This window comes from Parablautia muri, from assembly GCF_009917485.1.
In the GTDB taxonomy this organism is placed as follows: Bacteria; Bacillota; Clostridia; order Lachnospirales; family Lachnospiraceae; genus Suilimivivens; species Suilimivivens muri.
Map to the genome: position 1 here is coordinate 50038 of NZ_QZDT01000006.1, position 16615 is coordinate 66652.

Consider the following 16615-nt stretch of genomic DNA (forward strand, 5'->3'; position numbering starts at 1 on the left):
CATCATTAATCATACACAATTAAAGCATTAAAAACAAGCCCCTTTCAAATTTTTATACCTTCACCCCAAATCATGTCCTCACAGAATGCGCAGACTGTGTGCATTCCTGCCCCATGGAAAGTAATGCCAGCTTTCTCCGTTTATATGCGGCAAATTCCCCTGCATCCAGCGCAGAACGTATTTCCTCCATCAATGTATTATAAAAATACAAATTATGAAGTACACAAAGACGCATTCCAAGCATTTCCTTTGCCTTTAGTAAATGTCTGATATAAGCTCTGGAATATCTGCGGCATGCTGGGCAGTTGCATCCCTCCTCTATAGGTCTTTCGTCCAGCTCATATTTCGCATTAAAAAGATTCAGTTTTCCGTGATTGGTGTAAAGATGACCATGCCGTCCATTCCGGCTGGGATAAACGCAGTCAAAGAAATCGATTCCCCGCTCTACTGCCTCCAAAATATTAGCAGGTGTTCCCACACCCATCAGATAAACCGGCTTATCCTTTGGCAAAAAGGGGAGCGTCTCCTCTATTATGTGGTACATTTCCTCATGGCTTTCCCCAACGGCCAGTCCTCCAATTGCGTAGCCGTCAAGGCCTAACTGTGCAATCTGCTTTGCATGTTCTATTCGTATATCCGCATAAATGGCGCCCTGATTGATACCAAATAAAAGCTGGTTCGGGTTAATGGTATCCTCAAGTCCATTTAATCTGTCCATCTCCATCTTGCAGCGCTTAAGCCATCTGCTTGTCCGCTCTACAGATGCCTGCACATAAGCCCTGTCCGCTAAACTGGGGGCACATTCATCAAACGCCATGGCAATTGTGGAGGCAAGATTGGACTGAATCTGTATGCTTTCCTCCGGCCCCATAAAAATCTTCCGCCCGTCAATATGGGAATGAAAATAAACCCCTTCTTCCTTAATCTTGCGTAAGCCTGCCAGGGAAAAAACCTGAAACCCACCGGAATCCGTGAGTATGGGCTTATTCCAGGACATAAATTTATGAAGTCCGCCCAGCTGTTTTATAATTTTATCGCCTGGCCGCACATGCAAATGGTAAGTGTTAGACAATTCCACCTGGGTATGAATCTGTTCCAAATCCTCCGTAGATACTGCTCCCTTAATAGCCGCCGCCGTTCCCACATTCATAAAAACAGGTGTCTGTATCACGCCATGGACGGTTGTAAATTCTCCGCGCTTTGCCCTTCCTTCCTGTTTTAGCAACCGAAACATAATATTCCTCCAATTATTTTAGAATTTTACAGATACTTTTCCCAGAACTCCTCCAGGCAAAGCTCCTCCTCCATAATCACCTTGGCAGCTTCCTTTCCCACATAACGAAAATGCCAGGGTTCAAATTCAATACTTGTAATATATTCTTTTCCTTTGGGATAGCGGAGAATAAAACCATACTCCGCACAATGCTCCTCCAGCCATATTCCTGCCTCTGTTTCCGCAAATCCTTCATCCAAATTCAGGTAAGTGTCCGCAACAATATCCACAGCAAGTCCCACCTCATGCTCACTTGCCCCTGGTACCGTTACAATCTGAGAAGCAAGCTTGTAGGCTTCCATGTAAGTCATATCCTTATCCATATAAGCTTTAATCTTGCGGTTAAACAAAGCCTTCTGCCTGTTCATGTCACGATAAGGCGAACAGATTGCAAGATTTATCCCATCCTCCTTTGCGCCCTGCATCATGAAAAGCAAATCCTCAATAATTCTCTCATCACATTTCATGGTTCCCTTCATAGTTTTAATTGGACCAAGTGTAAAAGAATAATCTAACGGAATCGGGTGCAGCTTGTTAATCAACATCAGCTTCCAGTCCTCTCTGTCGAATACAATCTGCTCCTTTTCTTCTTCCTGCTTCAAACTGTCTTTTTCATTTTCATCCTTATCTTCTATATCCTTACTTAAGGAGAAATTACCATCAAAAAGTCCATCTGATAACTCTGTGTGTTCTTCTTTTATCCCGTAAAATGCTCCTTTATCCAAATTTCCAAAGGTATCCTCCGTATCTGCCATTTCCATTTCTTTTGCAGAGACAAATCCGCCTTCCTCATGAAAAACAGGGAACGCAAAGCTATTCGCTATTACAAAGCAGGATAAAATAAAAACAACGCAGGCAAACCGCATGGTCTTCTTCCTGCCATGCTCATACAATCTATATGTAAACATACTAACAGCAAGCCCTGCCAATGCCGGAATCTTCCAGAATTTGCTGCGCTTTCCCATATTGATAAAATATCTAATTAACTTGTTGTATGACTCTCTCTCCATCCCTTACATTCTCCACCCATCCCCCGCCGTAAGGCAATACACATGATTATTTTACACAAATCTACCGTAATCTACAATAGTTGTTAGAAAAATAATTGTAAAATAATTTCTTATCCGCTATAATCCAGCTTAAGGATGTATTTTCACAATTATCGATAGCTTTTTAAAGTTCGAAAGGAGAATATATGGCAGGCTCAACTTTTGGAACCATATTTAAAATAACCACCTGGGGAGAATCCCATGGAAAAGCTTTAGGTGTTGTCATTGACGGCTGTCCCGCAGGCCTTGCGCTTACTGAGGCAGATATCCAGCCTTATCTTGACCGCCGAAAACCGGGACAGACCTCTATCTCTACCCCCAGAAAGGAATCGGATCAGGTTGAAATCCTCTCCGGCGTTTTCGAAGGAAAGACTACCGGCACTCCGATTTCCCTTATCATACCAAACACTTCACAAAAATCTTCCGACTACAGCGAGATCGCGTCCTATTACAGACCAGGACATGCGGATCTTACCTATGATTCCAAGTATGGCTTTCGGGATTATAGAGGAGGAGGGCGTTCCTCCGGCCGCGAAACAGCAGGACGGGTAGCGGCAGGGGCTGTGGCAGCAAAACTGTTAAAAGAAATGGGGATTACCGTTACCGCATATACCAGTGCAATTGGTCCTATTTCCATTGATATGACTCAGTTTAGCAGACAACTTATTTTTTCCACTGCTACCTGCATGCCTGATGAAGCTGCGGATAAAGAGGCCATGGCCTATTTAAAAGAGTGTATGGAAAATAAAGATTCCTGTGGCGGCATCGTGGAATGTGTCATAGACGGACTGCCTTCCGGCATCGGCGACCCGGTATTTGAAAAATTAGATGCCAACCTGGCAAAGGCTGTTATGTCTATCGGCGCTGTAAAAGCTGTGGAAATTGGCGATGGTTTCAAAGCTGCCGGTGCCAAAGGTTCTGCCAACAATGATGCCTTTCAAAGCTTCAATGGCAAAATCTATAAAACGACCAACCATGCCGGCGGAATCCTCGGGGGAATCAGCGATGGATCCCAAATCATCCTTCGGGCCCACATTAAACCAACGCCATCCATCTTCTCTATCCAAAAGACAGTAAACAAGGATATGGAAAATATAGAGATCGCCATCAAGGGACGTCACGATCCTGTCATCGTTCCCAGGGCCGTGGTCGTTGTGGAAGCAATGGCCGCACTTACCGTTTTAGATGCCTGTATGCTCAACCTGAGCGCAAAGCTTGACTATTTAACTGCTTTTTATAAAAGATAAATCAATCCTTCTCACGCTTTGTGAATCAGCTTATTCATTATAAAAAGTTGGCCTTACGGCCAACTTTTTTATTTCAATTTATAAAAAATGATACAATTAGGTTGATCAACATCTATTGCTTTCCCATTCATGACAATCGTCTTATTCTCAATATCAACATTAAAAAATGTCATGGTATTTGTTTCATGATTTAGAGAAACCAAATGTTTATTGTCTGGGAACAGAGCGGCATCCTTGGGATAGTCACCGCTAATCGGCAGGCAAAGTATTTTGGTAAGCAATCCGGTTTCCTGATCGATCGAATAAAGAACTACGCTGTTATCGCCTGCATTGGAGCTGCATAAGTACTTAAAATCCGCCGAAAGATTAAGGGCACTGGCTGCCGAACCGCCTGCATGGTAGGTATTTAGAGTCGAAATATTCTGAATCTTATCAAAAACAGGGATTCCATGCTCGTCAATTGAATACCTGTACACATCAATATAATTCTTAAGCTCATGCACGATATACACGATTTTCCCATCCTTGGAAAATTTCAAGTGCCGGGGAGCTGATTCCTGCTCGCTTCTAATGATATCCACCTGACGCAGTCTTCCATTGGTATGATTAAGCTCGTAAACAATTACGTGATCCATGCCCAAATCCGCCGCACACAAATATTTATTATCCCTTGTCATTTTCACGCAGTTAATATGCGGCCTGAAAGTTCTCTCCGCAATGCTTCCAAGTCCCTTATGAAATATTTCATCCGTAATTTCACCGATTGACCCGTCTTCTTTCACGCGCAGTACGGTCACCTTTGCATCATGATACCCCGCCACAAAAAGGAATTTATCTTCATAATCTGTTGAAAGGTAACATCCTCTCATTCCGTTAATGGATGCGTGGTTAATTACGGAAAGACCTCCATCCTCCAATATTTTATAGGCTTCTACCCCAAAATCCGTGATGGAATAAAGATATTTTTCATTATGCGATATTGTAACATAGGAAGAATTGGTTATTTCAACCTGATCCTTTTCATAAAATCTTCCTGCTTCTAAATCCACATCATAAATCTTTATCCCAAAGCTGCTTTTGTTTCCTGATGTATAAGTGGATACATAGGCTACATATTTTTCTTTTTCCATGACGATCCTCTCTTACTTTTCCTTTCATGCGTACTTCATTTGCTGTTCTTATTATATCACAGGACTTTTTTTCATACAACAAAAGAAAAAATACCTATACAAAATATGGGAAAACAGGTTACTTTTCACACGGTAGCCAATAAACAGCTTGGAAAAAAACTATTCCAAAAGGAACCCTTGGAAAAACGTCACGCATTATGCGTGTGCGCTTAGGTAAGGTCCTTTCGAACCTAGCGTCTGCTACGTTTTTACAGAGCGAAAGCGTGGTGACGCCTAAATATTTGTTTTTTCCAAGCGTCCTCTGGTCAACGTGTGAAAGGTAACAAAACAGCATTCCTGTTTACGGGTCAGATGAGCAGTCTGTTACCGTATCTGCCCATTCCCTTTAATGACATATTTGTAAGAAGTAAGCTCCTTAAGTCCCATGGGGCCTCTGGCATGAAGCTTTTGTGTGCTGATACCGATTTCCGCCCCAAAGCCAAACTCAAACCCATCCGTAAATCTGGTAGACGCATTTACATAGACACAGGCCGCATCCACTTCCTTTAAGAATTTCTCCGCATGCTCTTTATTTTCTGTGATAATTGCTTCTGAATGCCTGGTGTTATATTTGTTGATATGATCAATCGCCTCATCTATAGAGGAAACTGTCTTCATGGAAATAATGTAATCTAAGTATTCTGTCCCGTAATCTTCCTCGCAAGCCGGTTTACAATCAATCACCTGAGCTACCTTTTCATCTCCACGGATTTCTACATGGTGTTTTTTGCATGCATCGGAAAGCAGAGGAAGCACTTTATCCTTCACTGCCTCGTGAATCACCAGAGACTCACAGGCATTGCACACGCCGATTCTCTGGGTTTTTGCATTTATAATAATGGAAACTGCCATATCACAGTCTGCAAATTCGTCTATATACACATGGCAGTTGCCGGTTCCCGTTTCAATAACCGGTATGGTACTGTTCTCCACTACACTCTTTATTAGGCCTGCTCCGCCTCGTGGTATCAGCAAATCTACATACTCCTTAAGATGCATAAACGCTTGGGTTACCGCTCTGTCTGTGGATTCAATCAGCTGCACTGCATCTTCTGTAATGCCTTCCGTTCTTAGGGCTTTTCGTATCACCTTTGTAATTGCTCTATTCGAGCAAATGGCATCACTTCCCCCTTTTAAAATTACGGCGTTTCCACTTTTAAAGCAAAGGCCAAAGGCATCTGCCGTAACATTGGGACGGGATTCATAAATCATACCGATTACTCCCATAGGAACCCTGCGTTTTTCTATGGATAATCCGTTGGGCCTTTCAAAGGCTTCTATCACTTCTCCGATTGGATCCGGCAGCTCCACCACCTGTCTAAGTCCTTCCGCCATCCCATTTATACGTTCCTGTGTAAGGCGCAGTCTGTCAAGCAGGCCAGGGTGCATTCCCTTTTTTTCACCTGCTATGATATCTTTTTCATTTTCCGCAAGAATCTCTGCACTTTCTTTTATAAGCGCATCCGCCACTGCAAGCAGCGCTTTGTCTTTCTGCTTTGTAGTTAACTTCTGCAATTCATATTTGGCGGCTGCCGCATTTTTCCCCAACTGCACCAAAAATTCCATATCCGCTTCCTTCTCCCTTTCTGCTTTCATCTTCTATTCCTATCCCCCGCATGCATCAGATCAAAATCCTGTTTTGACTTTCTTTTCACACTTTTATCTGATAATTTCTTTTTCTGTGATAATCATATCCGGTTTCCTGTCATGCATCTCTACCGGAACCTTCCCGGCCATCTGACATGCAAAAGCTAGCGCCACACTGTGAAGCATAGGAAACGCTGCCAGATAGCGGTCATAAAATCCTTTTCCATAGCCCATCCGGCCTCTTTCCCTGTCAAATACGGTTAAAGGCACCAAAATCAAGCTCTCAGCTTCTTTCGCCCTTTGCAAATCAAATCGTTTTTCAGGATTATCCTCAGGCTCTCTAATTCCCTGATATCCACTTGCCAAGTCCTCCATGCTTTCCACTTGGTAGAACTGAATCTCCATCCCTTCTACCTTTGGGGCAAATACCTTTTTTTCCGTCCCGAAAAGTTTTTCCACCAGTCCAGTGGTCATAACCTCACTGCGGTAATCCATGTACACAAGAATGTTTGACGCATCCCGGTAAAGCGTTTCTCTTTTTAACTGTTCCCAAATTCTGGCGCTTTTTTCTTTTCTTTCTTCCAACGAAAGACTATCCCTATAAGCCAGATATCGGCTTCGCAGTTCCTGTTTACTGCTAAATTCCATTTCTTTCATCAGACAGCCTCCCTTTCATCCGCGGCTTTGTAACCGTACCATTTCGGTTCTTCCTGCCACTGCACGATACTGCCAACTGCCAAAGCTCTTTTCAAGATTGGCTCGCGATGGCTACGGCCACTTCCTCAGCCACCCGTATGCCATCCATTGCCGCTGAAGTGATTCCACCTGCATAGCCGGCCCCCTCTCCACAAGGATACAATCCCTTAAGGGAGGATTGCAGCTTTTCATCCCGCAAAATTCTCACCGGTGAAGAAGTCCTGCTCTCTACCCCTTCCATCAGCACATTGATATCGTTAAACCCTTTTATGGTCTTCCCAAACTGCTCCATTCCTTCTACAAGCGCCAGGCCAAGCTCCTTTGGAAGTATTTCATGTACCGGTGCAAAACGCCACTTTCCTTTAATTGCAGGCGTAAAATCCTCCGGAATTAAGTAAGACGATGGAAGGCCTGCATCTCTTTGCGTCAGAGCCCTTCTATAATCTCCATACCGTTCCACCGGTATGACGCCATCGCCCACTTGAAAAGCCTTTTCCTCTAACCTCTGCTGAAATTCCACACCTGAGAGCGGATGATCCTGTCCGTAATCTTCAGGGGTAACTGTTACAATGATAGCGCTGTTTGCATTACTGCCATCCCTTTTGCTGTAGCTCATGCCATTCACCGCAAGACGCCCCTGTTGGGATGATGCATTTACCACATATCCCCCGGGACACATACAAAAAGAATAAACGCCCCTGCCATCTTTGGTCCTGGCCGTCACTTTATAAGGCGCATTTCCTAAATCCTTTACTTCCCTGCTGCCATACTGCGCAAGATTCATCAGCTCCTGGGGGTGCTCCACCCGCACTCCCACGGCAAAAGGCTTTGCTTCTAAGGCAATATCTTTTTCATATAGCATCCGGAAAACATCTCTTGCACTGTGTCCTGGCGCAAGAACAACATACTTGGCTTCCAGCCTTTCGCTTCCGTTTATTATAACGCCCGCTACACACCCTTCCCTGCATATAAGGTCTGTCACTTTGGCGCCGAAATGTACCTCACCGCCCATATGTATGATATCCTGACGCATATGTGCTACAATCTTACATAATTCATCCGTGCCGATATGCGGTTTGTGATCATAAAGAATTTCTTCCAAAGCCCCTGCCTCCACAAGCAAGGATAACACCTTTTGGTTTCTTCCATATTTATCCTTCACCAATGTGTTCAGCTTTCCATCTGAAAAGGTACCTGCGCCCCCTTCTCCAAACTGCACATTGGACTCCGGATTCAGTTTGCCGCTCTCCCAAAACTCCTGTACATCTTTCACCCGCTGCTCTACAGCTTCTCCCCGTTCAAGCAATATCGGCCGGAATCCAGCTTTTGCAAGCATATACCCACAAAAAAGCCCTGCCGGGCCGGTTCCTATCACAACCGGCCTTACGTTGCCTTTATAAGAAGTGACAGGAAAACGGTACGGCTTTTCCTTCCATACCGTCACCTGCTTTTTGTCACACCTGCCATAAACCGCCGCCTGGTCTTTTACCTGTATATTTAAAACATAATTAAAATAAAGCTCCGGTTTTTTTCTGGCATCTATGGAACGCCTGACTATGGTAATCTCCGGTTCGGCTTCTCTGTCCTTCCAGCGCAAAAGTTTCTTTACCCGCTCCATAAGCTCCGATGGGTTATGCCCCACCGGAAGCTTTAATTGATTTATTCTTAACATTTTATATTACCATGCCTTCAATCGCCCTCAAATGTGGAGCCTCCTGCCGCATTCCTGCCTGCTATGTAACCGCTGCTCCATGCCCACTGCAGATTGTAGCCGCCGCATTTTCCATCCACGTCTACCATCTCACCTGCAAAATACAGTCCCTTTACGATTTCTGATTCCAGTTCCTGATTCATCTGTCCAAAATCAACTCCTCCAGCGCAAACCTGTGCATTTTCCATTGCATTGACACCGCTTATGTGAATTGGAAAGGCTCTGCTTTTCTTCATAATCTCCCATATCGTTTTATACCCAACCTCCTGGGCCTTCATATCCGGCTTAAGTCCGGCCTGCTTTAACAGTACCATATTAATTTTCTTATTTAAGGTTCCTGTCAGATAATTTTCCACGGTCTTATCCAACAAAACATCATATCTGAGCCTGCTCATATAGGTAAATGCCTTATCGTCCTGATCAGGATAGAAATCTACCAGCACCGATACGTCCTTTCCCTCCTTCATGGCATAGGACACCTGACGACTGAACTGGAAAACCGGAATACCTGAAATTCCATAATCTGTAAACTGCAATTCCCCTTTCTCATCATCCACCTTTTCCCCATTCACCAAAAGGCTGATACCTGCCTGGCATCTTACGCCTGAAAGCGCTTTTATAAATGTCTCGTCACTCTTTAACTGAACCAGTCCGGGAACCACATCCTTCACCTTATGGCCAAGCATTTTTGCCAGCGCATAACCGGTCATTCCATCTCCCTTTTTTAGAGAAGCAGGACTTCCGCAGGCTATAATCACCTTCTCAAAGAAATAGCTGTTTCCTTTCGCATCCTTTAATACAAACAGATTCTCCCCATCCTCATGTTTCAAAGAAACAATCTCCGCTTCCGCAATCAGCTTCACCTTTTCTCTGTCCAGCTCCATGCGCAGAACATCCAAAACAGAGGATGCCTGTTCCGAATATGGATACAGATATCCATTTTTATCTTTCACCATAAGCCCCATATTTTCAAAAAAGGCCACTGCATCCCAGGTAGAAAATATACCAAACATTTTTTGAAGCTTGTCTTTATCCTCACAATAATACTGGTCCATAGAAAATTCCAGATTTCCAAGATTGCATTTTCCATTGCCTGTGGCAAGAATTTTCTTCCCCACTCTTTCGTTTTTTTCAAATAAGGTAACTTCCGCTCCCTGTTTTGCCGCTGTAATAGCCGCTGTCATTCCGGATGCCCCTGCTCCAATTACTGCGATCTTCATTTTGTTCTCCATTATAATCCTCCAAGTTCTTTTGTTTTGTCTCCCCGTTCCTAAAACGCATAAATTTAAGGACGAATTGCATCAAATGCCATTCGATATATTCCTCTGGTTATATAATATAATTAACTTGAGTAAGACTCAAGGAAATTATATAATTCTTTTTCACTCTCCACATATTTCATGCTTAGAATCTCTTTTTGCAGGCTCTCCGGCAAATTTTCTACCAAAATATCCGTATTCATGAAAATATTGGACAGGCTCTTGTCGTATACCACTACATAATGATTCTCATTGATCAGAAAAAAACCATCCTCCCACACTGGAGGTTCATAGCTTTTCCTCACCACCACTCTTGCCGGGGAAAAGGACACAAGCTCCATAAAGGAAAAACCCTCCTCTAAATCTGTCAGGGAGGGATTCTGGTTGTACTCCTGAATCTCCCTTACCAGTTTGTCTCTGTTAAGTCCCATAAACTTATCAGGCGCGGCTTCTTCATCCTCCACAGTCTCCTCCGTAACCGCATTATATTTTAAAATCACATATTGTGTATTTGCTGTCACAATCGGTTCATCCCGAAGCGATACCTCCATTGTTTCCTCTGCAGACTGCCCTACAGTCCCTCCCATGGAATTTCCTATGGCTCCGCCTATGGTTTCTCCATCTCCTGCTATGGATTCTCTTGCGGAATCCTCCGTAAGATCACCTGCATTTTCTCCGGCAGGCATTTTCTCAGAAGCTTCATCTGCAACGGCTTTCATCTGTATATTTTTATTCTCCCTGCCCGGATAAAAATATTCCATAAGCGCCATATTGGATGCAAATCCCAAGGAAAACATGCTGATCGGATAAATAAAAAACAAACTGATACGTTTTACAAATTTCATAGCATATACACCTTTACTATTTTTTATAAACAGTATCAGTCAAAAAATTTAAATTTATACAAAATGTAGCAAATCCGCCAACATCATAAGCAATCTGCCCCCTGCCATTTCCTCTAGTTCTCCACTTTCAAAGGCCCTTAGCACCACCAAAAGCACCATATAGACAGCCGCTCCCACCAAAATGCATATCACAAGCGATGGCACAGCTCCTAATAAGGATAGCAAAACTTTATTTAACAGAAGGGCTGCCAAGCCTGCAACGGCAGATGCAATTAAGGTAACTCCAAAGGTTCTAATCCATTCCTGACGATATTGATAAATACGGCTCACCGCCAAAAAACCCAGCACAGCCGCGGCTCCATAGAAAACAATAAGGGCAATTACAATTGCCAATATCCCCAGCTTTGCGATCTTTAAGAAAAGCAATGCGCTTCCCACGTGCAGAAGCAATGTAATCGCTCCAATTGCAGCTGCAATCTTTGCTTTTCTGCCACAAATGAATATTTCCATAAATGCGGATGCGAAAATCTCAAGCACAATTGCAACACACCAGACCTGCACCCACATAGCTGCCTGTCCATTGTTTCCTTTAAACAGTAAATCCAAAATATTTTCTGCCAGCACTGCCAGAATGACTGCCACAGGTATCGAAATCACGGCACACTGATGCAGCAAAATTCCAAGCCGTTCCTTTGCCAGCAACTGGTCTCCCCTCTCCATGCCTGCCACAATACGCTTCATCGGCGCAAGGCACACCATGTGGATTGCGCCGCACACAATACCGGTTACCACCAGACATCTGCCGTAATACGCTCCCCACTGGGTTATATATGCATCACTTCCGGAGGAAAAAAGTAAATACTGGTCTAATAAAGGCAGCACATGAAAGCCAAAAAAGTATATACCATAAACAAGTCCTGTTCCCATCAGCATGTACAAAATCCGGAAACCTGAATCCTGTCCTCTCTGCACCTCCCGGCCCTCCTGCGCCTGCTTACTTTGATTTCTCCTGAAAATAGAATACAAAATAAGCATATAAAAAAAACTAAGAACCGATGCCGCGAGCAGTCCAATGGACGCCCCCATAGCTCCATATGCCGCCGCGTAATCCTCATTTTGCAGCAACGCAGAAACCTTTACCCCGTATCTATGCAAAATTAACGTTCCAATCAGCCCGCCTAAAAATAGAAATATCATGTGAAGCAGCTCCGAATGCATGGCCGGAAGCTTAGAACCGTTTCCCTGAAAATATCCTTTCAAAACCCCTGTCAACACAGAAAAAAGCATTGCCGGAGCCATCAGCCTTACTGCCATACCGGAAAGAGGCACATGGAAAAGCTTCTCTGCAAGGCTCTGTCCTCCGAGTCCTACTATGAAGGTAAGTATCAGTCCAATGCCGCCCCCTATACACAGCGCGCTTCCTAATACCTTCCCTGCCCCCTTAATCTGTCCTCTCCTTAACCGGTACCGGACCAAAACCGAAACAGCTTCCGATAATCCATAGGAAAGCGCACCTGCCACCGCCAAATAAATTTCATTTGCCACTCCAAAATAAGCAATCCCTTTATCTCCCATCATACGCACTAAAGGAATCCTGAAAATCAATGTTCCTATAAGTGCAATCCATGTAATTGCCGTGTAGTAATCCTTTCTTGGTTTCCTCGCTGGTATCCTCATATATCTCTCCTGCCCTGAGCCTGTCTGAAAGCGCCTTCCTGCCAGGTGCATTTTTCAAACATACTCTTATCTTATGTCTGTTCTCTATCCCTTGTAATCCCTAGCGCTGATAACACCTTTTCCTGCTTTTCCTCCATCACACACGCCTCCTTTTTTGTCATATGGTCATATCCACAAAGATGAAGCATACTGTGCGCCACCAGAAAAGCAAATTCTCTCTTTTTAGAATGCCCGTATTTAAGGGCCTGCTCCGCCACCTTATCTACGGAAATAATAATGTCTCCCAAAAGAAGCTCTCCGCTGTCCGGATCAAAGTAATCCGCTTCCCTCTCCCCCACAATGGAAAAATCCGCCTCTTTTTCAAAGTCAATCATAGGAAAAGAAAGCACATCCGTAGGGGAATCCACCTGTCTGTACTGTCGATTCAATTCATGAATGCCCACATTGTCTGTCAACAGGAGATTTACCTGCGCTTCATAGGGACAGTTTTCTTCCGAAAGTACCTGCTCCATGATAAGGCTAAGTATTTTTTTTATATCAAATTCAAACGTAACATCTGTTTCATTTTCAACGCAGGAAGTCATAATAATTTTTTTCCTCTGCCAGTATATTTTTTATTTCTTCAATCTCTTTAAAGGATATATTGCTGGAAGCAATCAGACCGCTCTCCATTTTTTTATCCAGTATAGCACTGATGATTTGATGATAGTTCAATTCAATTTTAGCATCCTTAGAGAACAAATAGCTGATAGAGGACGCCACCGTATCACAGAAAAAAAGTACCACCGCTTCTTTTGATACAATTTTTTCCCGCTCATCCAAATATTCCTGCAGGATTTCCTGGACCTCCTTAGGAAAATTGTTTGCCAGCAAAATATCCTTTACTCTCTCCCAGCTGTTTTCTCCTCTGATGATACCAATCCTGTGATAATAACCGCATGCCTTGGCCAGCGCATCGTCCAGATTCAGACTTTTCGCTGCCTTTTCACACAAATATGCTGTATGAACCGCATGGAAATATTCATCCTTTGAATTTGCCATCAGTTCCAGCAAAAGCGGATGCTCAGGGTCATTTATGTCTGCATACCAATCCCGCTCCCGGTTCATAACAAAAATACGGAAAACTTTCAGCAGAATCATCAGCAAGATAAAATTAACCAGAATATTGATCTCCGGTATAAAAAACATCTGAAAGGAAAATACCTCATTGGCAAATAATACCTCCTGCAGAGAAAGGCATGTCATCTGTATCAGCAGGGAAATAAGCGTTGGCGTCCAGATTTTAAAAGCCTCGTCCAATACCGAAAATACCGCAATTCCAACCAGACCGCTGATAAAATAAATGAAAAACAGCCCGTCTTCTCCGCCTTGCAGTAATACCGATATCATCAGCAGGGTACATCCTGCACAAATCCCTGTCATCTGATTGCTAAAGAGCATAAGCCCAATAAAAATGACCTGATAGGGCCATCCTCCGGCTGGCAGCAGCGGAAATAGTACGCTTCCAATCAAAGAAATCAGGTATAAAAAGAAAAATCTGTTTATATGCCCTGCCCTGTCATATAAAAATTCTTTATCCTCTCTGCACTTTCCCAATAAAAACCATACAATTCCTGCACCCACGCCGGACATAACCGCAATACTGGCAATCTCATCAACCGGCTTTTGATACAAAAATGCGGCCAATACGCTTCCTGCAATTGTCAGAAAAAATATGCTTATTTGAAAGACTGTTTCGCTCTGTTCTTTTTTTGATTCTGAAAGCATCCAGTCATTTTGTTCTCTCTTACTGTTTCTTGCCATAGCCTGTCCCTTTGCCCCTGCGTTTATTTCTTTCACTTCCTTTGTTCACGGAGTAATCTACTAGACGATTCCTGGGATTACTTTCGTAATCCTCATATGCCTTCACAATCTTCTGAACCAAAGGATGCCTTACCACATCGCGGCTTGTCATTTTGCAAAATGCAATTCCTTCGATATTGTGGAGCACTTTAAGAGCCACATCAAGGCCGGATGCCACGCCGGGCGCCAAGTCCTTCTGCGAAGCGTCCCCGGTTATCATTACCTTAGAACCAAAACCAATTCTTGTGAGAAACATTTTCATCTGGGCCGGGGTGGTATTCTGCGCCTCGTCCAAAATAATATATGCGTTGTCAAGGGTACGCCCTCTCATATAAGCAAGAGGTGCCACCTCAATCAATCCCTTCTCCATATTTTTCATAAAGGTTTCCGCCCCCATAATCTGATGCAGCGCATCGTATAAGGGCCTTAGATAAGGGTCAACCTTACTTTGCAAATCTCCAGGAAGAAATCCCAGCTTTTCACCTGCTTCAATGGCCGGCCTTGTCAGTATGATTCTCTCCACTTCCTGATCTTTAAACGCAGTTATGGCCATAGCCATAGCCAGGTAGGTTTTCCCTGTACCGGCAGGGCCTAAACCAAATACAATCATATTGTCCCTGATTGCATCCACATACTGCTTCTGCCCTAAGGTCTTAGCCTTTACCGGCTTGCCCGACACCGTATGGCAGATACAGTCTTTATCTATTTCCAATAAAACATCATCATTTTCTTCCATACTCATTGCAATTGCATAATCCACGTTCTGTTCCTGGATTATATTTCCCCTCATTGAAAATTCCGTCAGCTCACGTATGATCGCTTTTGCCTTATTCACATGAGCTTTACTGCCGCTGATGCGCACCTCGCCATTCCGGTCCGCAATAGATACCTGAAGCTGCCGCTCCAGCTTCTTGATATGACTGTCAAACTGCCCGAAAATATTTTGCTCATCTTCCATTGGCACTTGCACTATTTCAGAGATTTCTTCCATGCATTACTCCTAATCATTATTCCTGATTTTCCTCCGGCACCGTATCTTCCTCCATCTGCATGAGTGTGGTTTTTCTTTCTGTCCCTGTCTTTTCCACTGCCAGAAAATCCACCTGCATCTTCCATACACCGGAAACTTTATTTATTGTAACATTTTTTTCTATAATTTGAACCCCCTTTTCCTGTAAACTTTCTAAAAATTTTTGTATTTTATCTTCAAACAGCCTTTTTACTTCATCCTTTTCATATATTTTTTCTTCTGTGACGTATTCCCTGACGTAATCGCATCCAAAATATAAGGGCAGATAATAATTTTCAAACACCTTAAGCTGGCTTTTTTCCTCCACAACATCAAATTCCCCATATTCCCCTCCAAAAGCAGGTATACTCAGCTTTTTCGTTCCCAACATGACAAAGGGGCGCTTTTTTTCCTTTCCCGTATACTGCTTTTGCTCATATTTTTCATCAAGATCCTCTGTCAGCCGATAAACACACCTTAACATAATGTCTGCATCTGCCCTGCAATATTCATACCTTCTTATCGTTCCATCCTCGTTCATAATCGGAACGCCACCCTCCACAAGCACATCGCCTTCCTGAACCATGGTTCCGGCGCTTACCTTTGGAACGCCGCTTCGCGTTACAATACTGACAATTTCCCCTTCCTTTCCGGCCACCAGATCAAGCCCTTCTCCTTCTTCCATTTCCTGGGGCACCTGTTCCTGCACCGAAATCAAATCATTCTCCTTTACCTGAATCAACAGTCTTGTGCCCTCTATCCGGGCGGATGTCCAAGTAACAATATCAAACTCACTTCTGATGCTCTTTTCCAGCTGTTCAATCACTACTTCATCCTTTTTCATTCCCACCTGAAATCCATTTTCATTTAAGAAATCCTGAAAAATATCTGTGGTCACATAATAGTTTCCTTCCACCTCAATGGCCCAGATATATCTTGACATCCACATCCAAAAGAAAAGACTCCCCAAAAGCCCAAAAAGAAAAATCCTGCGTCTCCACATCCGCAGAGAAAGAAAGGGTAGTCCATAACGCTTTGCTATGACTACCCTTGTACCTGTTTTCCTCGTAATACCCTTAATCTGGTAAAATCCCTTAAGGCTGATTTTCATTGTATAATATTCACCATGATTTTCTATATCCCAAAGAAATATGTTATGGTTACTGCAAAGATTCATAAATCTTTCCGGAGAAAAGCCACAAACCCTTATGAGCAGGTAACCCTTCATAAAACGAATGACTTCTATCATAC

At 43.4% G+C, this 16615-nt stretch carries 14 protein-coding genes; 1 reads left to right on the plus strand and 13 read right to left on the minus strand.

Annotated features, from left to right (window positions below):
- Nucleotides 1–70: 70 nt before the first annotated feature.
- Together tgt and D5281_RS05840 are read right to left on the minus strand one after the other, a co-directional pair.
- Nucleotides 71–1234, minus strand: coding sequence for a tRNA guanosine(34) transglycosylase Tgt (gene tgt, locus D5281_RS05835; protein ID WP_160559197.1), 1164 nt, complete (start codon nucleotides 1232–1234; stop codon nucleotides 71–73).
- A 26-nt stretch (nucleotides 1235–1260) separates the two neighbouring features.
- Nucleotides 1261–2283, minus strand: a complete 1023-nt coding sequence (locus D5281_RS05840; protein ID WP_160559198.1) for a M15 family metallopeptidase — start codon at nucleotides 2281–2283, stop codon at nucleotides 1261–1263.
- A 185-nt stretch (nucleotides 2284–2468) separates the two neighbouring features.
- On the opposite strand from D5281_RS05840, the gene aroC reads away from it, so the two are divergent.
- Nucleotides 2469–3569: a chorismate synthase gene (gene aroC / locus D5281_RS05845; RefSeq protein ID WP_160559199.1), complete on the plus strand. Its 1101-nt coding sequence runs from the start codon at nucleotides 2469–2471 to the stop codon at nucleotides 3567–3569.
- 68 nt (nucleotides 3570–3637) lie between these two features.
- On the opposite strand, the gene D5281_RS05850 is transcribed toward aroC, so the two are convergent.
- From D5281_RS05850 to D5281_RS05900, 11 genes are all read right to left on the minus strand, one after another.
- Nucleotides 3638–4699, minus strand: coding sequence for a lactonase family protein (locus D5281_RS05850; RefSeq protein WP_160559200.1), 1062 nt, complete (start codon nucleotides 4697–4699; stop codon nucleotides 3638–3640).
- 363 nt (nucleotides 4700–5062) lie between these two features.
- The gene (locus D5281_RS05855; RefSeq protein ID WP_160559339.1) at nucleotides 5063–6304 is read right to left on the minus strand and encodes a glutamate-5-semialdehyde dehydrogenase; all 1242 of its coding nucleotides are present in this window, start codon (nucleotides 6302–6304) and stop codon (nucleotides 5063–5065) included.
- 93 nt (nucleotides 6305–6397) lie between these two features.
- Nucleotides 6398–6982: a 5-formyltetrahydrofolate cyclo-ligase gene (locus tag D5281_RS05860; RefSeq protein ID WP_160559201.1), complete on the minus strand. Its 585-nt coding sequence runs from the start codon at nucleotides 6980–6982 to the stop codon at nucleotides 6398–6400.
- 91 nt (nucleotides 6983–7073) lie between these two features.
- Entirely contained in the window at nucleotides 7074–8693 is a 1620-nt protein-coding gene (locus tag D5281_RS05865) for an NAD(P)/FAD-dependent oxidoreductase (RefSeq protein WP_160559202.1), read from the minus strand.
- 17 nt (nucleotides 8694–8710) lie between these two features.
- The gene (locus D5281_RS05870) at nucleotides 8711–9964 is read right to left on the minus strand and encodes a BaiN/RdsA family NAD(P)/FAD-dependent oxidoreductase (RefSeq protein ID WP_160559203.1); all 1254 of its coding nucleotides are present in this window, start codon (nucleotides 9962–9964) and stop codon (nucleotides 8711–8713) included.
- Nucleotides 9965–10074: 110 nt separating this feature from the next.
- Entirely contained in the window at nucleotides 10075–10836 is a 762-nt protein-coding gene (locus tag D5281_RS05875) for a hypothetical protein (RefSeq protein ID WP_160559204.1), read from the minus strand.
- Nucleotides 10837–10890: 54 nt separating this feature from the next.
- Entirely contained in the window at nucleotides 10891–12513 is a 1623-nt protein-coding gene (locus D5281_RS05880) for a polysaccharide biosynthesis C-terminal domain-containing protein (RefSeq protein ID WP_160559205.1), read from the minus strand.
- 71 nt (nucleotides 12514–12584) lie between these two features.
- Complete coding sequence (gene ybeY, locus D5281_RS05885) at nucleotides 12585–13097, minus strand: rRNA maturation RNase YbeY (RefSeq protein ID WP_160559206.1); 513 nt, start codon at nucleotides 13095–13097, stop codon at nucleotides 12585–12587.
- Entirely contained in the window at nucleotides 13081–14316 is a 1236-nt protein-coding gene (locus D5281_RS05890) for a hypothetical protein (protein WP_160559207.1), read from the minus strand. Before D5281_RS05890 ends, ybeY begins: the two co-directional genes overlap by 17 nt.
- Complete coding sequence (locus D5281_RS05895) at nucleotides 14300–15346, minus strand: PhoH family protein (protein ID WP_160559208.1); 1047 nt, start codon at nucleotides 15344–15346, stop codon at nucleotides 14300–14302. Before D5281_RS05895 ends, D5281_RS05890 begins: the two co-directional genes overlap by 17 nt.
- A gap of 16 nt (nucleotides 15347–15362) precedes the next feature.
- Nucleotides 15363–16613 (minus strand): sporulation protein YqfD, encoded by a 1251-nt coding sequence (locus D5281_RS05900; protein WP_160559209.1) that lies wholly within the window; start codon nucleotides 16611–16613, stop codon nucleotides 15363–15365.
- Nucleotides 16614–16615 lie beyond the last annotated feature (2 nt).